The sequence below is a fragment of the Sphingobacterium corticibacterium genome (genome assembly GCF_004208525.1).
Taxonomy (GTDB): Bacteria; Bacteroidota; Bacteroidia; order Sphingobacteriales; family Sphingobacteriaceae; genus Sphingobacterium; species Sphingobacterium corticibacterium.
In genome coordinates this window covers 1-23276 of the sequence record NZ_SGIT01000004.1, presented here as the reverse complement: position 1 = coordinate 23276, position 23276 = coordinate 1, and the positions used below count along the sequence as shown (strand labels likewise).

Here is a 23276-nt window from a genome sequence, read left to right as displayed (position 1 = left end):
AGGTGTCACGAAATAAGACGTAGAGTGGAAGGTTAGATAGGAATCTGTTTAAAGGGTTGATGTCATACTTTTTCATTACGATAATTGTTTATTAGTAAAATTACACTCGTTGCCAACGCCAATTGAAAAACGATTGAACAAAGATATAAATATTAACATAAAAACTACTAAAAAGGTAGACTTTTCTAAAAATTAACGACTCTATCCAACTAAAAAGGTCCCGGATTAGTAATCGTATCCGCCCTATTTGCTGCTCCTGGTATTTCGCCACGAATACCATTTCCGGGCAACGGCTCCCCCGTTTGTCGATGATACCAATCTTTTGTCAGTACCTCCGGCAATGTATCACCTGTGTCTTCTTGCCATTTTTCGAGTACGGTGCGTAGTTTAAAGATCGCGTCTTGATATGCCTCGTCCTGGATGAGGTTGTCAATTTGTGTCGTATCACGATTGTCGTAAAACTCTTCTCGGGGTCTAGGGTATAAATAGGCCTCCTTTTGCAGAGGAGTGAGTGATCCTTCCACCAGTCCACGTTTTAAGGATTTGGCCGAAGGGCTTTGATTGGCATCAATTGGACCATCATTCATGAATTGCGGCCGCTCATTGACAATATACAGATAGTCTGTCGAGCGCACGGCCCGTTCATACGCTTCGTAATCATGCCAATTGTGCTCGGCAAATATATATTCCCGGAAGGATTGATCTGGTTGGGAAAGTAAGGATAAAAAACTCCGACCTTGGATTTCTTTCGGTTTGGAAATGCCAGCGACTTCCAACAATGTCGGTGCAATATCAATGCTACTCACCATTCCACTTGCGACAGCTCCGACCTGCTTGATACCCGCTGGCCAGTGTACAATGAAAGGTGTCTTAATTCCTCGGTCGAGAAGTCTCGTTTTATTACCGGGGAAGGCCCGGGGATTATCTGCCGTAAACACGATAATAGTGTTTTCTAACTGTCCGCTATGCTGCAATCCCTCCAAGAGCTGCCCTACATGATCATCCAGCCGAGAGATTTCGTTGTAATAAGCTGCTAAATCGACCCTAGTATCTTCGTCATCCACCAAGGTGGGTGGCACACGGACATCCTCAGGAAGATAAGGCTTATCAAACTCACTTTCGGCCGACCATGTGCGATGTGCATCGTAAGGAGCTAACCAGAAAAAGAAAGGTTGATCTTGAGAAACACTTTCCAATAGCGACAACCATTGATCCTCGCCGCCTTCGCCATTTGCTTTTTTGTCTACTAACAACGTATCGTACGCCCGTGCCGTATGGGGACCCTCGTGCCACTTACCAACGAGAGCCGTGAAATACCCATTCTCTTTCAGCAATTCGGGAAAATAGAGCAGATGCCGTGGAGCTTCATTATGCAGTTCTGCGGCGCCGGTATTGTGTGGATACCGTCCTGTCAAAATACTGATCCGACTAGGGCTACACGAACTTGTTGTAAGATATACATTGTCAAATCGAATTCCTCCTTTAGCCAAGCGATCAATATTCGGTGTCCGGATATTGGGATTGCCATAGGCACCGATATCATCCCAACTCACGTCATCAGCAATAATGAAAATGATATTGGGAGCGTCGGTATGTTTTACTTTTCCGCACGACACGCCAAAAACACATAGGCCGATAAAAATCCAAAACCATTTAAAAACATTTTTCATTAGCATAATTTTTTTAAGCCCGTTATTTACCAAATTTTGTTGTCAACAAGTACTGAGCAGCTTTTACGTCGTATTCTGTCTCCCTTTTTTCTACAATACTCTTCAACAGTTCTTCGTGTGGCTTCAATTCGTCCGCTTGTGTCGATACCAGTGCATTCAGTGCTTGCAGCCTTACCATATTATTGGCACTATGCAGTTCTTGTATAAGAATAGGGATTGCTTCTTCTTTCCTCTCAAATCCGTAAAGCGCTTCTGCAGATACTATACGCACATACGGTACCTCGTCCTTGGATAATCGCACCAAAGCACGATAAACATCGTCATTTCTATGCTTTAAGATAAGTAACCCCGTAGCGGCCCAATAACGAATAACCGGATCAGCAGCAGCAGATGCCTTTAACAAAAGAGGAAGTTTATCGGAATTTTGTTCGGAAGCGGCCCATGCGACATCCAACACCTTACGCACATCATATTGATCCGAACGGGCGTAATCGTAAAGCGTTGTTGTTTTCGTAAGGGCTTCTGCCGCTCCTTCAGGAATGAAACCCACATCATTCAATTCGACCAACAAATCGTAGGTCTTTTTTCGCAATGAATCCAATACACCTTGATATGCAGGATCCTGTGCCAGATTATGTATGTTATGCGGATCTTTCACTACGTCGTATAATTCCTCCACAGGCTTAGGAAGAAAAAAACGAGCTTGTGTTTCATTCAATTTACCTTCATTAAATGCCTTTTCCCAAGACGCCATGGATTTTGCCAACCAGAGAAACTGGATATGCTGTCCATAGGGCCTATGCGGCATAAAATTACGTACATAACGGTATTGTCCATATCGGATGGTTCTAACCAAATCAATCCGTTCATCCATACGCCCCCTAAAACCAAAAGCAAGTTCTTTATCGTTGTCGTCCGCCTCCAAGTGCTGTCCCAGGAAAGGTTTGCCTTGGTAATATCCAGGAATCGATATACCAGACAATTGCAGTACTGTAGGGGCAAAATCAGCAAAGTCGACCAATCTGGTCGCTACGGCATCTGATCCATAGGGGTTGAGGTGCCGGTATTTTTCCGGAACGCGTACAATAAGTGGGATGCGCAACCCCGATTCGTACATAAATCGTTTGCTCCGCCCTAAGACACCGCCATTGTCGCCATAATAAAACACTATGGTATTTTCAGCAAGACCTGCCTCTTCCAACTCCTTTAACAACGATCCTACCTTTGCGTCCATCTCCTCTATTTTATCATAATACAAGGCCCAGTCATGTCTCATCTCTGGCGTCTCCGGATGATAAGGTGGCAAAACGATACTATCCGGATGGTGTCGCAATGGCGGATCAGGCTGTTGCAATTCTTTTGGTGGTTCTACACCGAATTGCCTCAACATGCGCTCCTTTGTCTTATTATCGAAAATCGAGCTTTCGTGCGATATCTCTATATTAAAAACGGCAAAAAAAGGTTGACCATCCTTCCTATTAGCATAAGTAGCCGTCCGACCTGATTCATCCCATACTTCTGGCTGATCAACCGTATTATAATCTTTTTTTGCATTGTTGCTGGTGTAGTAACCTGCCTCACGGAGATAGTATGGGAATAATTTCAAAAATGCCGGTAACGGATATTCGCTTCTCATATTTTCAGTACCTACCGACGGTGGATATACTCCTGTAATCAGCGTGGAGCGGGACGGAGCGCAAACAGCAGCTGTACAATATGCATTTTCGAACAGCACCCCTTCCGATGCCAGACGATCGATATTCGGCGTGGTTGCATACCCATCTCCATAAGCGCCAATGAACGGGCTGTTGTCCTCGCTTACAATCCAAATGATATTTGGGCGATCTGTTTGCTGCTGACTAAGTACTAACGAGGTTCCAAACAGAAAACAAACCAAAAAAGACTGTGTAATTTTTCTTAACATATTCCTACGGATTTTGTGTTAATCCCGGATTGATGTCGATCGCGCTTTGTGGAATCGGGAACAACAAACCATTGGATGAAGTCGGTATCCCCTTTGCCGTTAACACCTCGACCGCTCGCCCGGTACGTACCAAGTCAAAAAGCCGGTGAAATTCGAACGCCAGTTCTATACGTCTTTCATGCTCAATGGCTAACGTTAATGTAGGATATTCACTGGAAGGATATCCTGATGCTCCGTAAGGTTCTAAACCAGCACGTGCCCTAACCTGGTTGAGATAGGATGCATCACCGGTCAATTCAGCATAAAGCAAAAGTAGATCGGCATAGCGAATGACTTCGACATTCTGTCCGGGGTAGAGAAAGTTCTCATCCAAAAACTTAATGGTATAGGGATAATCTACGAAAGCATTCGTTTGCAGATTTGTAAAGCCTAGTTGTAACGAGAGATCCTTTCGCGGGTCATCACGCTCGTATTCGGCAATCAGGTCTGCAGACGGTGTATTCAATCCAGTACCCCGGAAAGTGGTGCCAATTCCCGGCAAGTGAAAAGCGAAATCCCAAGGCGAATATTCCGTCTGATGGTTGCTGTTCACATTGTTTTGCCCTGCCAAATATTGCACTTCCAAAATGGATTCTTTGGAATTTTTAGTAGACGACCTGAAGAGGTGCGCATAGTCCGCAACGTTAATTTGACCGTCGCCGTTGGCGTCCAGCGAAAACTGGCCACTTTGTATAATTTCCCCTAATTGTGTAATGGCTGCGGGAATATTATCGTCGGCGATATACACCTTGGCCAGTACCGCAGCCGTGGCATAGCTTGTGATCCTCCCCACATTGTTCCCGGTATAAGACCCCGGAAGTTGCTCCTTTGCCTGCAAGAGGTCAGCGATAAGGCGTTCGTAGATCACCGATCGGTCAACCCTCAGATAATCATAACTCTCCTCTGGTGTAACTACAGTGAGCGGGAAGGGCACATCTCCAAATGCTTGTGTCAAGTAATAGTAAACAATTGCACGAGCTACTAGTGCTTCGGCTTCCAGGCGAGTTTTCAGGTTTGGATCTGCAAACGTTATTGTCGTATTGTTCAACCTGTCTAGCACATTGTTTATGATATATAAAGCATTGTAAGCGGTATTCCAAGCTGTCTCTACAAATCCATTGTCTGTTCGTATGTTGTGCTCACTAATCTGCTCTGCAAAATTGTTTGCTCCGGTGGTTGTTCGTATATATACATTGTCCGAGAATAGCTCTCCGTATAAATCGGGAATTCCTCCGGCATCAAAAAGTCTAGACAACTGCCGATATATATCATTTGTTGCCGCCGTAAGATCGGCTTCGCTGGTATAAAAATTTCCGTCTGTAAGATTGGTTTCAGGATAGAGTTCCAGTTTATCGCTATTGCAGGCAGACAAACATACAGATACTACAAGCAGTCCGATTATGATATTATTTATTGTCTTCTTCATTTCTACAACGCTAAGTTTAAACCAATTGAATAAATCTTTGCTGAAGGAAAAGTGTTTGAACTCACTCCTCTTCTGCCGGCGTCATCTGCATCGCCCGAGAAACCTTCTGGATCAAAAACCGGTGCGCTCTTACTTGTAAAAAGATTGGCTCCGTTAAAGTAGATCCGTAACGAAGACACTTTGATCCGTTCCGCAAAAGCGGACGGCAGCGAGTAGCCCAACGTGATGTCTTTCAAACGGAAATAGGACCCGCTGAACAACCAATAACTCGACGGTGTTTTCTCATATCCGTTTTCATCTACCTTTATTTTATAATGGTATCCATCACCTGGCTCGTCTTCCGACCGCCACCGGTTGGTCAACGATTTTAGATAATTTCTTCCTTCATGGTATAACAAAGAACGGTGTACATTGTCATCCATAATCTGACCGCCTTTTACACCTTGAAGCACAATACTGAGATCAAAGCTCCTGTACTTAAAACGATTGGTAAAGCCGTAGATAAAGTCAGGATTTGGGTTCCCGATGATGGTTCGATCATCTGCATCCAGTGTACCGTTGCCATCAACGTCTATATATCGACCATCCCCCGGTCTGGCATCGGCATAAGCGGCGGGATCAGCGTCAATAGCCGCTTGATTCAAGTACACGCCTCCATATTGGTAACCAAAGAAACCAAATGCCGGATGACCAACCTGATTGATCTTCTGCATACCACTGAACACGGAACCGCTAAATATCATGGGGGCATCATTGTCTCCCAGAGACAAAATTTTATTCCGATTGAACGAGAAATTGAGATTACTGCCCCAAGAAAAATCACCCGTTTGGATATTATTGGTTCCCAAGCTTACTTCAAGCCCTTTGTTTTCTACCTCACCAATATTCTTGAATACGGTAGTAAATCCGGATACCACCGGTGCGGGAACTTCCAAGAGCAATCCATCCGAATTGGACTGATATGCATCGACTGTCAGTTGCAAACGTTCATCCCACAGCCCAAGATCCAGACCAACATTATATTGCTTTGTTCGTTCCCATTGCAGATCTGGATTGGTAATGCTCGACGGATAATAAGTGATCAAGAGATTGTCTCCTAAAGCAGCCCTGCCTTGTCCGATCTGACCAACCCAGCGATAATCTGCAAATCGGTCATTTCCCGTCAGACCGAAACTCGCCCGTAGCTTTAAGTTGCTGAGAAAGTTTGCATCTTGCAGAAATTGCTCTTCTGACAAAATCCAGCCTGCTGATATAGCAGGAAACGATCCCCATTTGTTATTAGGAGCGAAACGCGAAGATCCGTCTCTTCTAATACTGGCGGAAAGAAGGTATTTATTTGCAAAACTATAGTTTGCCCTCGCAAAATAGGAAATGAACGTTGTACGTGTTACGAAATCCTCTGCCGCCGCGACATTTGCACCCGCACTGACAGCTTTCACCAGATCGTTATCATAACCCCTTCTTTCCAGATAACTATAATTGTAGTTGGAATAATTGTATTCGGTTCCTGCCAATGCTTCTAGACGATGTTGATCCCATTGTTTGTTGTAGGTAAGGAGGTTTTGAAAGGTATAGCCAATGGTATTGGAAAGATCTCTCGACATAGCGCCCTCCGTGTAATAGGATGATCCCAATAAATGGTCTCTCGCCTGGTAATTGCTACCATCGTTGCGGTGATAATAATAGTTAAAAGCAGATTTGAAATCCAAGCCCTCCAACAAGCGCACCTGCCCGAAGATATTGCCTATAGCATTGAACCGGTTTCGTAAGATTTCATCCGTGCTACGATAGAGCGGATGCCCATTTTGTGGTCTAAACAAGATGGCATTATAATTCTCAAAGCCCGGTTGGTTCAACGGTGCGCCCAAATAGCCGTTTTCGCTATAGACTGGATAAATACTAGGATACTGCACCGCCCATTCAAACATCCTGTTAAAAGGCTCTTGCTCCCTATCGTAGCTTAAATTAGTGCTCCCACCAACTTCTAACCAATCCGCCACATTTGAAGTTGTATTGAAACCCAAAGCGTAACGGTCATAATCCGAGTAGAGCGCAATACCTTGTCTTTTTAGTATACCTCCCGATAGGCGGTAGGTACTCTTCTCGCTTCCGCCACTGGCGCTAATCTCCAAACGGTTAAGTGGAGCTGTTCGAAAAATAACATCCTGAAAATCAGTATTGGGTAGGGTTTCAGGATTTTCCAAAGCTATCGGCCATGTATACTTGTAAGCTCCCCTTGCAGCAACTGTATTCGGTGCATTGGGACCCCCTCCACTCTCGACCCAGCTGGTCTGAGCAGCATCAATCGCAGCTTGCGCATATTCAGCTGCATTCATTACAGGGACTTTATCGATTACCTGTTGTAAACCAGACACAAAATTAGCCTCAAATCGCGTACGTCCAGCCTTGCCTGTTTTTGTGGTGATCAAAAGCACGCCATTCGCTCCTCGAGATCCGTATATAGCCGCAGAAGCAGCATCTTTTAGTATCTGAATCGATTCTATATCGGCATTGTTGATTAATGAAAGATCGAAATTTGGCACAGGCAATCCGTCGACCACGATCAATGGGGAGCTTCCGGCGGAAATAGAATTAATCCCTCTCACCTGTACACTACTAGACGCGCCCGGCTTACCACTACCCGTGATCACCTGTACACCGGCGGCCTGACCATACAATGCCTGACCTATTTCTGTACCGGGGCGCCCGCTGATATCCTCTGTGAAATTTATATTGGTGCTCGCTCCCGTCAGATCTCGTTTACGTTGTGTACCATACCCCACTACAACAACCTCATCTAGATTTTCTGTGGATGGCTCCAGCTCAATAATAGAGGGCGATAGAGAAATGACAACTTCCTTCGACACATAGCCTACAAAAGATACCCTTATCTTAAATGGCAATTTCTGACCGGTTAAAAACTCAAAACTGCCCAACCGGTCTGTTTTCACAGTGTGTGTAACCGCATCCAGTTGTACTGTAACGCCTTCCAACGGTTCTTTTGTTACCGCGTCAATGACCGTACCTTGCAGTGACGCATTGATGATAGGTTTGATTTCTTGTGCATATCCTTCATACACGATTGATGCGCTACCCCATAATGCCGCTACCAGTGAATACCGGAGTATCCGCTTTTTTATCATATACCTTTTCATTTAATAGTGAAAATACTAACAAGTGCCAACGCCAATTGAACTTGTAACATTATAATTATAAGGCAGAAGTTATAGGGGAACAATTCCCCTATATACTTCCTTAAATAAAGAGAAATAAGCTAATACTAAACGTAAATTATCTAAGATTATATCGCAGCGTCACCCCATAGGTCTGCGGATCACCAATTACCCCAGCATATTGACCGAAATTACCCGGAGCAGCGAGTAACTGCTCATAATAATCTTTATTCGTCAAATTCCTGCTCCATACAATGACAGAGAGTCCGCTTGCCGCCCGGAATCCTACACGCGCGTTTAGTAATGTATAAGCGTCTATATTTAAGTATTGCGATGGGGACGGACTGGACGAGAATTTAGACCGATAAAAAAGGTCTGTTCCAAAAAAGTAATTTCCTGCCAATCCTAACAAACGCCCCTTTGCCGTCAATTCGGCGGACAATGACCAAGACCATTTCGAAATACCAGGAAGTTCTCCGCCGGAGACATCTTTAAAGGCTTCGGGACCTCCCACTTCTTCCAATGGAACAGGCGCGTTAGTGAACGAAACATATTTTCCATCCGTATAAGCCAATGATCCATTCAGTCTCAAAAATTCCCATGGCCTTACACTTCCATCTAGTTCAATACCTTGTACGCGCACTTTCTCTGCATTGGCTAAGTAACCTCTGTTTACTCCCGGATCTGGCGTCTGTACTTGCGTCTGATAATCTTTAATATTCGTCTGGTATACTGTTAAGTTCAAGAAAGCATTTCGGTTGGGACTGGTTTTTACGCCAAATTCCACGTGGTTTACAGATTCTGGCTTTACCTCAGCTAAATCGGTCGCGACTTCTCCATCAATAACTGGAAGTCCACCGACGTTGATTCCTATTGGCTTGTAACTTTTAGAATAGGTTGCGTAAGCATTGTAAAGCGGGTTAAACCGATATTGGAGTGACAGTTGTCCCGACAGATTTCCGGCGTCGGCATTTACATCAAATGTTTGATCAGAATAGATACTATTTACCGCTGCAAGTTGTTCCGGCGTGTAATCTATCGTGTTATCGATGTATTTCTTGCGGTCGTAATCGGCTACTTTTTTATCGTAGTTATACCGTAATCCCGGCAATAGATGTAATTTAGAGGTAATTGCCCAATCAAATTGGGAGAAAACGGCCAAACTCGTACTTTTAATACCATATTTGGTGCGAATACCAACTCTATCGATCAGGCCCGGACCCCATTGCGTGGCCGACTCATTGTTTTGCTGAAAGCGCCATAATGCATCACCAGCTTCTTCCGTGTGTACCGGATCCGTTTTCAAATCCTGCCACAAACCAAATACGCCGACAACAGCACTTACTTTTTCACTAATATTACCGGAATACCGAAATTCCTGCGACCATTGATCGTGTACGGAATTTCCGGCTGAAATAGTATAAGCAGGAACCCCTAAGTAATCTCTGTCATTTAGCGGTACCCAATCCCAATAACGCCAGGCAGATGTCGATGTCAATGTACCGTTTCCAATTTTATAATCCACGTTAAGAGAAACACCTCCCAGTTCATTGTCCGCCTTAGAACGGGTATCCAAATCAACTTTTCGTTCAAAGGCACTTTTGTAGGGAATTTCATAACCTAAGTCTTCAATAATTTTATTGAACTGGCGATAGGCTGATCGTTGGTTTTCAACAACTCCGGCGATACCCCAGCCGTAACCATCCGGACGTTGCTTCGTCACATCTCCGGCCAATGATATGTTTAAATTCTCATTCGGCGTAAATAACAATTGTCCTCTCACACCTAAGTTATTAATATCATTAATCTGGCGATCGGAATGGACATTATACAAAGTTCCGTCACGCTGTGTACCTGAAAAAGAGACACGAGCTGCCAGCTTATCTTTGATCAATGGACCAGTTAAAGATGTTTTAGCTTGTATATAACCGTAATTACCGTAACTCAATTCGAAATTTGCACTGGGTGTAAATTCGGGCTGTCTGGAAGTTATATTAAAAGCTCCCGACGTCGTATTTTTACCAAATAGTGTTCCTTGGGGACCACGCAATACTTCAATTTGCTCAATATCAATAAAATCTAAGGATGTAGCAGCGGGACGTGCCAAATAGACACCATCTAAATAAAATCCCACACCCGGATCTATTCCATCATTGGTAAGACCATATGTAGATCCCAACCCTCTGATGTTTAACGTCGTATTACGTGGATTGGAAGAGTAAAGTTGTACCGTGGGAACTATTTCTTTAATTCTACTAACATTAAATGCCCCCGCATCTTCTATGGTACTTGCTCTCACTGTGGAAACCGGAATGGGTACATCCTGAAGTTGTTCTCGTCTTCTTCGCGATGTCACCACAACCTGATCTAATGTTTCCTGTTTAGGTGACAACACGATCTTAATCGGCGAGGTATTGGCAATAATTCTTTTTTGCTGATATCCGACAACTGTAACAATCAACGTGAGCGGTAATTTCTGACCAGTGATAAACACGAACTTTCCATCTCGGTCCGTGCGAACACTGTGCGTAACTGCCTCTAATTGAACGGTAGCCCCTTCAATAGGAGCGTTAGAAAGGGAATCAATAACAATTCCTTCTAATGTAGCATTAATGATAGGTTGCGGCTGAACCTGGCTAAATACCTGTTGTTTGAACAGAAAAACAAACAATAAGAGGGCTGAGTATCGTATAACTCCATAATTTTTCATATTTTCGGATGTTTAATAGTAAATACTAACAAGTGCCAACGCCAAAATTGAACTTGCGGTTTGTTATTAAACACAGGAGGGAAGCAAGTGCTTCCCTTTCTGTGTTCTATTGAAGAGGGAAGAAATTAAGATCTGCACATTCGCATTCGTAGCGAAAGATTATAAATATTGATAATATCTTGATTCATTTTAATTGACCTGTTTTGAATATGGTTACTTTTCATTTTTTTGTTTACTTCATTTTTAATTGTCGCTATCAACGAAGACTGAAACGACAGGGCAAATATAAAAATATTTTATACAAAGTCTATAAATTTAGTAGTCTTTTTTTTCTTAAAAAAATTAAGCCCATAAATTACCATATGAGAGCCATAACTTTACTCGCCTAAAACGAAAGAGCAGCAAAAATACCCCACCCTGATGAAATAACGACTAATACGCCCACCAAAATTAAAAGTAGACGCTGATTAATTCGCGACGCGATATACGCTCCTAAAGGTGCTGCAATAACGCCACCGATGATTAGGCCCAAAACGATCTCTAAATGCTGAACACCCAACACGAAAATAAATACGGCTGTAGCAAAGTAAGTTACGAAAAACTCAGCAGTATTGACTGTTCCGATGGTATGTCTCGGACTGTTGCCACGGCTCAATAAGTTAGAGGTTACGATGGGACCCCAACCTCCACCACCAATAGCATCCAATAGTCCACCGGCAAATGCCAGCAAGGGTGTATGTTTCATTTTCTTTGGCTTATCTTGCCTCTTTTTAAACGCCTTGTATAATAGATATACACCCAATAAAAGCAAATAAAAAGATATAAAAGGTTTTACTAAATCGCCGTCAAAGAGATCAGAGATGAAATAAGCACCGATGACTGCACCGATGCTTCCTGTAACGACAATCTGAAAAAATAATCTTTTGTCAATATTATCAAAACGAATGTGAGATAAACCGGAAACACCTGTCGTGAAAATTTCTGAGGTATGCACACTCGCAGAAGCAAACTTTGGTGGAATACCCAACCAAAGCAATAAGCTTGTACAACTCACACCATAGGCCATCCCTAATGCTCCATCAATCAATTGTGCTACGAACCCTGCTAAAATAAACCAAAGAAAACGCTCTCCAAACTCAAACGCATTCGTACGAAACCCTTCTACCAAAAGATAAATAAAATATCCTGCAATAGCGAGTTTGAGCGCTAAAATAGCCCACCCTACATGCTTTAACGTAATTTTCTTACTTACATTGGTTAATCCCAAAACCGCTATTGCCTTATCCATTTATTCCTATTATTTATTTTTTATCAAAAAGATTCTACATCCATATTTATGATGCCCCCGCAAATATAAAAACATTTTCACAAAGTCTACTAAATATATAGATTTTATTAAAAAAAATAAAAAAACCTGCCACGTATACCGTGGCAGGCTAAATCAACCAAACCAAAATGTATCAAAAACAATATTTATTCTCTTCGATCATTTTCTTCGCGATGCGCTGGCGGGCTTCTTTTGTATTGAACGGTTCTGCTTTTGCAAATCGTCGCAGACCGACCAGCATCATCTTTAGCTCATCCCCTTCTGCAAAGGCGTAAAGTGCTTCCTTACCTGCGGTAGCTACTTTATCCAATGTCGTATATAAATACACCCTCGCCATATCTAAGGGGAAAGCAGCAGCACTCTCTCCTTGCGTATGATAAATCTTTTCTGCCCGCAACAATATCGACTCGGCCACATAAACGTAACCAATAATATCCGCAATATTCATCAATATCTCCTCTTCCTTCGACAAGCTCATCATCAATTTTTGCACTGCAGCACCCGCTACCATTAAACCTACCTTTTTTAAGTTTGCTATTATTTTCTTTTCCGGGGAAAAAGCAGCTGTATCTTCTTCTCCGAAATCAGGAATAGCCATCAGTTCATTTGCAACCGCCGTTGCAGGTCCCATTAAATCCAGCTCTCCTTTCATGGCACGTTTTAATAGCATATCCACGACCAATAAGCGATTCACTTCATTGGTACCCTCAAAAATCCGATTAATACGCGAATCCCGGTACGCTCTCTCCATCGGCGCTTCAGCCGAATAACCCATACCTCCATAAATCTGTACCCCTTCGTCAACGACATAATCCAGCATCTCAGAGCACCATACCTTTATAATCGCACATTCAATAGCAAACTGTTCTGTAGATTTTAATTTGGCTTTAGCTTCATCCAATCCGCCAGCAACAAGCGCAGCATAAGCATCATCAATATTCTGTCCTGCTCTATAAGCAGCAGATTCATTAGCGTACAAACGAATAGCCATTTCTGCCAGTTTGTGACGAATTGCCCCAAACTTGGATATGGGCAAATTAAATTGCACGCGCTCATTGGCGTATTTTACGGCTTGCGTAACGACAGAACGTGCAGAACCAATGGTCGCAGCACCCAATTTGATTCGTCCGATATTTAGAATATTAACGGCAATCTTAAAGCCGTTTTCCCGTTCAGATAATAGATTCTCTACCGGAACTGGACAATCATTAAAAAATATCTGCCTTGTCGACGAGCCTTTGATTCCCATCTTATGTTCTTCGGGATTCATGGTAATACCGCCAAAATCTCTTTCTACGATAAAAGCACTGAGATTCTTGTCGTTATCAATTTTTGCAAATACTATGAATACATCCGCAAATCCACCATTTGTAATCCACATTTTCTGCCCATTGAGCAGATAATGCGTGCCTTCTACATTTAATTTTGCGGAGGAACGTCCCGAATTCGCATCGGACCCTGCGTTAGGCTCCGTCAAGCAATAGGCTGCTTTCCATTCCCCTGATGTTAGTTTAGGGATGTATTTTTCTTTTTGGGCATCGTTTCCGTAATATAAGATGGGTAATGTACCAATACCGGTGTGTGCAGAAAGAGCTACAGCAAACGAATAACCGCCACCTACCGCCTCGCCAACTAACATAGACGTATTGAAGTTTTTACCAAATCCTCCATATTGCTCGGGGATGGACACGCCTAACAGGCCCAATTCTCCAGCTTTATCCAAAAGGCTTTGCATCAACCCCTCTTCCTGCGCGTCAATTCTATCCAGCTTGTCCAACACTTCCGTATCAAGAAAATCCAAACAAGTCTGGCGAATCATTTTCGCTTCTTCATCAAACTCTTCCGGAATAAAAACTTCCGTATAAGGCGTTTCGCGAATCACAAACTCCCCGCCTTTAATAGCTTTTGTTTCCATTATTTATAAATTCCTCAATCTAGCATTTCAAATATCCCAGCTGCTCCTTGTCCCGTTCCCACGCACATTGTTACCATACCGTATCTTTTCTCCCGACGTTTCAACTCGTTTAAGAGCTGCACGGTCAATTTAGCTCCTGTACAGCCTAGCGGATGCCCTAAAGCGATTGCTCCACCATTGACATTTATTTTTTCTTCATCCAATCCCAATTCGCGGATAACCGCCAGTGATTGCGACGCAAAGGCTTCATTCAGTTCGATTAGGTCGATATCTTCTTTTCGCAATCCCGCCATTTCCAGTGCTTTTGGGATGGCAGCTACCGGACCTATTCCCATAATACGCGGAGGTACTCCTGCCACGGCATAACTCACCAATCGCGCTATCGGCTTAACATTCAATTGCTTTAGCATCTTTTCTGACACGACCATAACAAAGGCCGCACCGTCGGATGTTTGTGACGAGTTCCCAGCGGTAACACAACCTCCTGCTGCGAAGACCGGCTTCAACTTTGCTAACGCCTCAGCAGAAGAATCAGCTCTCGGCCCTTCATCTGTATCTACAATATATTCACGTGTGCCAATTTTATTATCCTTTAGGTAATTTTCGGTGATCTTAATAGGCACAACACCGTCTTTCAAATGACCGTTTTTTATCGCAGCGATTGCTTTTTGATGCGACCGAAGTGCAAAAGCATCCTGATCTTCACGCGAAACATGATATTCTTTCGCGACGGCTTCCGCTGTCAGTCCCATCCCCCAATACCAATCCGGATGGTCTTTCGCCACCACCGGATTCGGCACGATTTTCCAACCGCCAAACGGCATGCCGGACATAACTTCTACACCACCGGCAATAATACAATCGGCCATACCCGATTTAATCTTCGCTGCAGCTGTCGCAATGGTTTCCAACCCAGATGCACAATATCGATTCACCGTGACACCGGGTACTTTGTCGGTATCGAGTCCCATCAACGAAATCAAACGTCCGACGTTCAATCCTTGCTCTGCCTCCGGCATAGCATTGCCCACAATGACATCATCAATTTTCGTCACATCCAATTGTGGCACGGTCGCCACGATATGTTTAATAACTTCAGCCGCTAAATCATCTGCACGCATGAAACGAAAGCCACCTCTCGGTGCCTTTCCTACTGCTGTACGATATCCTGCTATAATGTATGCTTCCATGTTTCACTAATTTCTAAGAGGTTTCCCTTTCGTCAACATATGTTGTATTCGTTCCAATGTTTTACGCTCCGCGCATAACTCCAAAAACGCCTTTCGTTCCATATCAAGGAGGTATTGCTCAGAGACTTCGGTAGGTTCTGAAAGATTACCACCACACATCACCCATCCCAATTTTTCGGATATCTTCTTATCATGATCGGAGATATAATTCCCTTCCCACATGGAAGAGGCTCCTACGTAAACTATTCCTAATCCTTGATTTCCGAGTACTTTAATATCTGTTCGAGGAGCCGGCTGTACATATCCTGCATTCGCAAGCTCCAAAACTTTTGCCTTTGCATCCGCTAGCAACCGCTTACGATTCATCGTGATGGCGTATTTACCTTCTTGCAAATATCCCAGCTCCGCAGCTTCTATGGCAGAAGTCGAAACCTTCGCTTGTCCTATTGTTAAGAATCGATCTTTTAACGTGTTCTGTACAATTTGATCCGGTTTATATTCATCCGAGGCTCGGAGAGCAAACTCCTTAGAGCCACCTCCACCCGGAATAACACCAACACCAAATTCCACCAAGCCCATGTATGTCTCCGCATGCAATTGTACGAAATCGGCATGCATCGAAAATTCACACCCACCACCTAATGTCAGTTGGAATGGCGCGACGACAACGGGAATAGACGAATAGCGAATCCGCATGGCGGTATTTTGGAACATACGCACCGCCGTATTCAGCTCATCATAATCCTGCTCGACCGCCATCATGAAAATCATGCCGATATTAGCACCTGCCGAAAAGTTTTTACCGTCATTCGTAATAACAAGGCCTTGGTACTCTTTTTCTGCTAAATCAATCGCGTTATTGATGCCTTGGATAACATCGCCACCGATCGTATTCATCTTGGTATGAAACTCACAATTGATGATACCATCACCCAAATCCGTAATAGTCACACCCGAATTTTTCCAAATGGTTTTTGTGTCCCGAATATGATCTAAAATGATTAAATCTTCTGTTCCTGGAATCGGTTTATAGGATTTAGAGCCTATGTCGTAATAATGCCTTACACCGTCTTGCACTTTATAGAAAGACTCGTGTCCGGCTTCCAGCATCTCATGTACCCACTGCGCTACTTCACCTTGCTGTCCTGGTAACCTTTTCTCTTCTGTCCGAATCTTATCAATCGTTTCCTGCACGCCCAGCGCATCCCAAACCTCAAACGGCCCCAGTTCCCAACCGAAGCCAGTACGCATGGCATCATCTATCCGATAAAAATCATCGGTAATTTCTGGAACACGGCGGGAGACATATTCAAATAACGGGTAATGCATTGCACGGAACAATGTACCGGCTTTATCGGTACCTTGCTCATAAACTTTCATCCGTTTACGGATATCTTCTACAGGCTTAGTTGCCTCAAGGGTTGCCGATTTAACTTTCTCTTGTTCTTTATATTCCAGTGTCTTTAAGTCGAGTGCAAGAATGACCGAATCACCTTTATCGTCTTTTACTTTTTTATAAAAACCCTGTTTCGATTTTTCGCCCAACCATTTATTCTCCACCATTTTGGTGATATAGGATGGTAATTGGAAAACCTCTTTGGCCTCGTCGTTAGGAACATTTTGTGTCAGTCCCTGCGCAACATTGACTAACGTATCCAACCCCACGACATCTGCGGTACGAAACGTAGCTGATTTAGGATGCCCCATCGCTGGCCCTGTATATTTATCAACCTCTTCTACGGACAAGTCCATCTGTTCCACGAGATGTGTCAACGCTAACATGGAGTAAACACCAACACGGTTTCCTATAAAAGCCGGGGTATCCTTACATAATACAACCGTTTTGCCTAACATTTTATCTCCAAAATGCAATAGGAAGTCGACAATTTCCGGTTTGGTATCCGCAGTGGGAATAATCTCTAATAGCTCCAGATAACGCGGTGGGTTGAAAAAGTGTGTTCCGCAAAAATGTGCTTTAAAATCATCCGATCTGCCTTCGGTCATCAAATGGATTGGGATACCAGAAGTATTCGATGTGATCAAGGTTCCTGCCTTCCGGTATTGTTCTACCTGCTCAAAAACAGATTTTTTAATCTCCAATCGTTCGACCACCACCTCAATTACCCAATCGCACGTTGCAATAGCGGGCATATCGTCCTCAAAATTCCCGGTATGTATACGCTTTACGTAGTGTTTGCTATAAATGGGGGATGGATTAGTTTTTAAAGCCGTATCCAAAGAATTGTTCACTATACGATTTCGAACAACCGTGCTTTCCAATGTTAAACCCTTAGCCTCTTCCTGTGATAAAAGTTCACGCGGCACAATGTCCAACAGGATTACCTCTATACCCACATTTGCAAAGTGACAAGCTATCCTCGAACCCATCACCCCCGAACCTAAAACAGCTACTTTCTTAATACGTCTATTCATTTTATTACTTTTTTTAGTAAAAATGTCTCCCGATTATTTTCCAATATTTACCGTCTTTGAACCTTCAGCCTTCTTCTCTGCACCTGCTTCTTGTTCCAGCTGATAACTTGCCGTCAATGCGTTGATCTTCTTTAACGACTGAATCAACTGCGCACGCTCGTCTTCCGGAATCCGGGACTCCAAAAACTCATTAAAGCTCCGAACGACGTCTTTCGCTAGTTTTCGCTTTTCCACACCTAACGGTGTCAAATACACCTTTACCGAGCGTTTATCGGATGCATTTACCTCTCTATAGATAAACCCTAACGTTTCTAAATTGTTTAATACCCGAGACAACGATGTCGTTTTCACGCCCGTAGCATTTGCAATTTGCGAAACCGAGGTACCTTCTTTATGTATATTGATCAAAATATATCCTGCTGCTTGAGTGAACCCGAATTGCGAAGCAATAATGTTGTACTTGTTAGCGACCGTCTGCCAACAGGTTTTTAAAAAATAATCTATGGTATTGTCTTGAGACATAATTTGATTTATATTTTACTATGCAAGCATAACAAATATAATAAGTCTCTTGGATAAAACAAATTTTTTTAGGTCATATTTTTGCGGCTTTTATCTTCCGCTAATTTCCTATATTTCCTGTGATAAGCAAATTTTTATGTAAATTTCCTCTATAAAATAGTCCTTGATGGCTGAGGAGAGCGAAATAAATTTATTTTATATGCTACGCGATTATATTGCGTATAAAAGTAAATTTATTTAGGTTTGCACAAAAATTTATCAACATGGCAACAAATAGAACTTTTACGATGATTAAGCCAGATGCTGTAGCAAATGGTCACATCGGTGCTATCTTAAATGATATTATTGCGGACGGTTTCAAAATCGTCGCTATGAAATACATCCAGCTTACAAAAGAAACTGCAGGCAATTTCTATGCCGTACATAAAGAAAGACCTTTTTATAATGATTTAGTTAGCTTTATGACCTCAGGGCCAATTGTAGCGGCTATTTTGGAAAAAGACAATGCTGTAGAAGATTTCCGCAAACTAATCGGTGCTACAAATCCTGCCGAGGCAGCGGAAGGAACGATTCGCAACAAATACGCTAAATCTATCGATGCGAATGCTGTTCACGGATCGGATTCGGACGAAAATGCAGAAATTGAAGGTAATTTCTTTTTCTCACAATTCGAAAGATTTTAAGGCTTCAGGCCTTAACTTAAAAAAGGGAAATCGTTGGATTTCCCTTTTCTGTTTATATGCTTCTTTAAAAAACTCGCTTGCTTAAGTACTCGTTCTCCTTAGCGGTCATCAACTCTTTAGCTTCTTTTTTCTTATCCAAGTATCCGCATAGATGCAATACGCCGTGAATGATCACACGATGCAATTCGTCACGTTCGGATACACCAAACTTCAACGCATTCTCTGCTGTTCTTTCTACGGATATAAAAATATCACCCGCAATGACATTATCTTCTTCCGAAGAGTCAAATGTCACGATATCTGTATACGTATCGTGATCCAAATATTGTTTGTTAATTTCTAACAAATAGGCGTCTGAGCAGAGAATAAAATTTAATTCGCCAATTCGGTCAAAGCCTTCTGCCGCAATCGTTGCACCGATCCATTGCCGTATTTTTTGTTTGTCTTTGATTTTATAATCAATGTCCTCGTTGAAAAACGAAATATCTCTTAATGCCATTGTATTAAAATGCTTTAGAGTCCATATAAGTTTGCAGGATGATGGTTGCCGATACCGTATCAACCAAACCCTTCTCCTGTCGTCTTTGCTTTTTCATACCGCTTTGTGCGATAACGCTGGCAGCCATTTTAGAGGTAAAGCGTTCATCAATTTCGACGACCGGGATAGCTAGATAGGTCTTCTTTAACTTTCGGATAAACCCAACAATATGCTGAGCTGACTGTGATGCTGTTCCATCCATCTGCAAGGGTTTACCCACGACAAATGTTTCTACCTCTTCTTTTTGAAGGTAATCCGCTAAAAACGTCCAAATCTCCTCTGGGTGGATAGTCGTCAGCGACGTTGCAATAAGCTGCATCGGGTCGGTAACCGCAATACCTATCCTTTTTGTCCCGTAATCAAAAGCCATTATGCGCATATCCGTCTGTTATGAAATAGAAGATATTTTCTTAACGCTCTACTATTTTCACTTCGTAGAGCTTATTCCATTGTTTACCTGTAACAAACAGTCTTTTGCCTACTTTATCATAGGCAATCCCGTTCATTTCTTCATCTACAGCGTGTCTCTTAGCATTTTTATACAGACCTACAAAATTGATCTGTCCTTCAACGGCACCTGTTTCAGGATTAATGATAACTACTATATCTTTTCCATATATATTGGCATATACATTCCCATCTATATATTCTAATTCATTAATATAATCAACGGCCCCATTGTGATCATACACCGAGATAAAACCTATCTCTTGATAAGTGCTAGGGTCTAGAAAATATAATTTATTAGAACTATCGGTTTTAATAAGTCTCTTTCCATCATAACACAAACCCCACCCTTGTGTACTTTGTTGGTAATTAAATGTTCCAATCTGCTCAAAGGTATTTTTATTAAACACATACCCCAGTTTATTGCGCCAGGTGAGCATCACAATTTTATCCTCGACAATAGTCATTCCCTCACCGAAATAGGGTTCACCAGACACATCGGCACCTGTGATTTCTTTCTTCTGCAAAACCCTTCCAGTAGTGAGTTCTACTTTCCTTAAGGACGTTATCAAATCGTTGCCCGCACCGGTGGATTCATACAAAAAGCCGTTTTCAAATTCGAGACCCTGTGTAAATGCCGTTGTATCATGTGGATATTCATTAACCACTTCGAACGTATACTGACGAGGTGATTCCGGCAAAATAGTTATATTACTAAATGCGACATCCTCTTTTCCCTCCCGATAAAGTTTGGCCACCATATTACGTGCTCCAAGACCAATAGATTCCGTGTCCAACAGCAGTTCTGTTGTATCCTGCTTGCTTTCAATAACCCGCCCATCTATGGAATATACAATAGAATCAAGCATACTGTCCGGAAATTGCATGCGTACAGCTACTTTTTCTCCTAAAATAATTGTTTCACCGGATTTGGGCGACAAAAACTCAAATTTTCCTTTCTGCGATTTGCATCCTGCCATAAGCACGATAGCAAACGCTACAAAAAACAGAATATTATTTATTTTCATTGTTCTTATGTATGTGCGGTGCCAATTTACAGAAATAATATGATAACATAGACTCACCGTCTATTTCACCACGATATTTCCCAAAAATACGCCTAGTACCTTCTCTGCCTCTTTCAGCTTCTGATATTTGGCTAATAGAATCTCCATATCTTCTTCGGTAGACATCGCTTTTAGCTCTTCTCTGATTTTGATCATTTCTTTTTCTACCTTCCGCTTTTTTATGCGATATATGGCTTGCATAGTAAGTTCTTTAAGATGCTCCCTTTCCTGCCGAACATATATTTTACGCTTTTCATCATTCCAGTTTGGACTAAGCTCATACGGTGTAGCCACACATGTGATCGCTAAATCCTGTACGTCCTTGTCTTCGTGTGAGAAGAAATATTTTGTATCTGGAATTTCAAAATGTTCGGCTTTCTGTTTAAAAGTATCAACGATAAAGGCGCTTGCTCTATCTTCAAAGGCAATATCATCCAAAGCACTCAAAAGTAAAGGAGCTATAGGAACATCTCCATCACCTTCCCATATAGCAAGTTCCTCACCATAATTCAATAGAATACGTACGATTTCCCTCTCCTGTAAAGTATCTGATGTAATAGTTTGAGGAGTTTCCTCTCCCGACGAAACGTCTTGGACACGTTCTACATCCGTCAAAAATAAGTCGGCAGGAGGCATACCTTCCGGAGGGGTGTCATTTAAAGTTCTAGATGCCTGTTGTATTTTTTTATCCTGTGCTTTTGCTTTCTGTACACGTATTTTATTCAGCTCGGTCAGTAATACACGCTCTTCAATATCGAGCAAATGTGAACACTGTTGAATAAAAACTGAAACTTTTATCTCGTCAGGTATTAAAGCAATACTCTCTACTACTTCTCTAATAACTTCTGCACGTCTAATTGGATCTCCCCCCGTATCTTTTAATAAGATATTTGTTTTATAAAAAATAAAATCTTCCTGATGCTTAGCGATATATTCTTTAAATGCCGTAGAGCCGTACGTCTGTACATAAGAGTCGGGGTCATTACCATCTGGAAATAATAAAACCTTCACATTAAGTCCCTCTTCCAGCAACATATCGGTTCCGCGTAGCGAGGCCTTAATACCGGCAGCATCTCCATCATATAAAATGACAACATTATTCGTGAAGCGAGAAATAAGACGTATCTGGCCGGAGGTCAAAGAAGTACCGGAAGAAGACACCACATTTTCTACTCCGGCCTGATGCATAGACAGAACGTCAGCATACCCCTCCACCAAATAACAAATATCATTATCTTTTATAGCCTTCTTGGCAAAATGAAGTCCATACAGAACATCCGATTTGTGGTATATATCGCTTTCAGGTGAGTTAACGTATTTAGGAACAGTTTTCTCCGTTTTTAACGTACGTCCACCGAAACCAATAACGCGACCGGTAAGATTATGAATAGGAAAGATAACACGGCCCCTAAAACGATCATAAAGACTCGCGTCGTCTCGCTCTATAGCAAGACCGATTTCCTTTAAATAATCTTTATGAAAACCTGTTTCGATAGCCACATCTACGAGAGCGGTCCATTGATCGGGCGAATAGCCTAAATCGAATTTCTGTATGATGTCCTCTCTATATCCACGCTCCTTAAAATAAGATAAAGCTATACTTTGACCCGACTCCGTATCCCAGAGTTGTTCTTTAAAATATCTACCAGCCCAAGTGCTGAGCACATATAGACTTTCCCGTTTATCTTGAGCAGCAAGCTGCGCAGGAGAACGTTCTACCTCCTCTACCGGGATACTATATTTATCCGCCAAATAACGTATTGCTTCTGGATAAGAATATTTTTCCAGCTCCATAACAAATTTAAGCGCGTCTCCTCCGGCACCACAACCAAAGCATTTATAAATACCTTTCGCTACCGATACATGAAAAGACGGTGTTTTTTCATTATGAAAAGGACAATTACCAATGAGAGAGGTTCCCCGTTTTTTTAAATCCACGAAGTCCCCAACTACTTCTTCTATTCTAGCGGCATCTAAAACTTTCTCGATGGTCTCTTTTTTTATCATAAATCATCTGTAAAATGACAACGCGATTTATACAAAGGTAATAATTTAGTAGCGAGTAATGTGTGAAGTTTGTCCCTCACAAACAAAAAGGGCCCCTGCAGTTATACTGCAGGGGCCCTGTATAAGGTTCGGCACCGACCTACTCTCCCACCTTTTACGGCAGTACCATCGGCTCTGGCGGGCTTGACTGCTCTGTTCGGAATGG

The 23276-nt window shown here is 42.5% G+C and carries 15 protein-coding genes and 1 rRNA gene; 1 reads left to right on the top strand and 15 read right to left on the bottom strand.

Annotated elements, in window-relative coordinates:
• Positions 1 to 209 precede the first annotated feature (209 nt).
• The 10 genes from EWE74_RS16950 to EWE74_RS16905 all read right to left on the bottom strand — a co-directional run bounded on the left by EWE74_RS16950 (position 210) and on the right by EWE74_RS16905 (position 18329).
• On the bottom strand, positions 210 to 1670 hold the full coding sequence (locus EWE74_RS16950; protein WP_130142855.1) for a sulfatase family protein: 1461 nt from the start codon (positions 1668 to 1670) through the stop codon (positions 210 to 212).
• A gap of 22 nt (positions 1671 to 1692) precedes the next feature.
• Positions 1693 to 3594 (bottom strand): sulfatase-like hydrolase/transferase, encoded by a 1902-nt coding sequence (locus tag EWE74_RS16945; RefSeq protein ID WP_130142854.1) that lies wholly within the window; start codon positions 3592 to 3594, stop codon positions 1693 to 1695.
• 4 nt (positions 3595 to 3598) lie between these two features.
• Positions 3599 to 5059 carry a RagB/SusD family nutrient uptake outer membrane protein gene (locus EWE74_RS16940; RefSeq protein ID WP_130142853.1) on the bottom strand — a complete coding sequence of 487 codons (1461 nt, stop codon included), beginning with the start codon at positions 5057 to 5059 and terminating at the stop codon, positions 3599 to 3601.
• Between the two features lie 2 nt (positions 5060 to 5061).
• A complete protein-coding gene (locus tag EWE74_RS16935; RefSeq protein ID WP_130142852.1) occupies positions 5062 to 8202 on the bottom strand; it encodes a SusC/RagA family TonB-linked outer membrane protein in 3141 nt (1046 codons plus the stop codon).
• Between the two features lie 148 nt (positions 8203 to 8350).
• Positions 8351 to 10942 carry a TonB-dependent receptor gene (locus EWE74_RS16930; protein ID WP_130142851.1) on the bottom strand — a complete coding sequence of 864 codons (2592 nt, stop codon included), beginning with the start codon at positions 10940 to 10942 and terminating at the stop codon, positions 8351 to 8353.
• Between the two features lie 385 nt (positions 10943 to 11327).
• The gene (locus tag EWE74_RS16925; RefSeq protein WP_130142850.1) at positions 11328 to 12230 is read right to left on the bottom strand and encodes a sulfite exporter TauE/SafE family protein; all 903 of its coding nucleotides are present in this window, start codon (positions 12228 to 12230) and stop codon (positions 11328 to 11330) included.
• Between the two features lie 172 nt (positions 12231 to 12402).
• On the bottom strand, positions 12403 to 14184 hold the full coding sequence (locus tag EWE74_RS16920) for an acyl-CoA dehydrogenase family protein (protein ID WP_130142849.1): 1782 nt from the start codon (positions 14182 to 14184) through the stop codon (positions 12403 to 12405).
• 14 nt (positions 14185 to 14198) lie between these two features.
• Positions 14199 to 15374 (bottom strand): acetyl-CoA C-acyltransferase, encoded by a 1176-nt coding sequence (locus EWE74_RS16915; protein ID WP_130142848.1) that lies wholly within the window; start codon positions 15372 to 15374, stop codon positions 14199 to 14201.
• Between the two features lie 6 nt (positions 15375 to 15380).
• On the bottom strand, positions 15381 to 17807 hold the full coding sequence (locus EWE74_RS16910; RefSeq protein ID WP_130142847.1) for a 3-hydroxyacyl-CoA dehydrogenase/enoyl-CoA hydratase family protein: 2427 nt from the start codon (positions 17805 to 17807) through the stop codon (positions 15381 to 15383).
• Positions 17808 to 17840: 33 nt separating this feature from the next.
• Positions 17841 to 18329: a MarR family winged helix-turn-helix transcriptional regulator gene (locus tag EWE74_RS16905; RefSeq protein ID WP_130142846.1), complete on the bottom strand. Its 489-nt coding sequence runs from the start codon at positions 18327 to 18329 to the stop codon at positions 17841 to 17843.
• Positions 18330 to 18592: 263 nt separating this feature from the next.
• Here EWE74_RS16905 and EWE74_RS16900 point away from each other — a divergent pair, with 263 nt between their 5' ends.
• Positions 18593 to 19012 carry a nucleoside-diphosphate kinase gene (locus EWE74_RS16900; protein WP_130142845.1) on the top strand — a complete coding sequence of 140 codons (420 nt, stop codon included), beginning with the start codon at positions 18593 to 18595 and terminating at the stop codon, positions 19010 to 19012.
• 64 nt (positions 19013 to 19076) lie between these two features.
• Here the strand turns inward: EWE74_RS16900 and ybeY are convergent, their stop codons facing one another.
• The 5 genes from ybeY to rrf all read right to left on the bottom strand — a co-directional run.
• Complete coding sequence (gene ybeY, locus EWE74_RS16895; RefSeq protein ID WP_130142844.1) at positions 19077 to 19511, bottom strand: rRNA maturation RNase YbeY; 435 nt, start codon at positions 19509 to 19511, stop codon at positions 19077 to 19079.
• Between the two features lie 4 nt (positions 19512 to 19515).
• Entirely contained in the window at positions 19516 to 19929 is a 414-nt protein-coding gene (gene ruvX, locus EWE74_RS16890) for a Holliday junction resolvase RuvX (protein ID WP_130142843.1), read from the bottom strand.
• A 31-nt stretch (positions 19930 to 19960) separates the two neighbouring features.
• Positions 19961 to 21025 (bottom strand): glutaminyl-peptide cyclotransferase, encoded by a 1065-nt coding sequence (locus tag EWE74_RS16885; RefSeq protein ID WP_130142842.1) that lies wholly within the window; start codon positions 21023 to 21025, stop codon positions 19961 to 19963.
• A gap of 60 nt (positions 21026 to 21085) precedes the next feature.
• Positions 21086 to 23071, bottom strand: coding sequence for a DNA primase (dnaG, locus tag EWE74_RS16880; RefSeq protein ID WP_130142841.1), 1986 nt, complete (start codon positions 23069 to 23071; stop codon positions 21086 to 21088).
• Between the two features lie 126 nt (positions 23072 to 23197).
• Positions 23198 to 23276 (bottom strand): 5S ribosomal RNA (rrf, locus tag EWE74_RS21575); the annotation flags it as partial.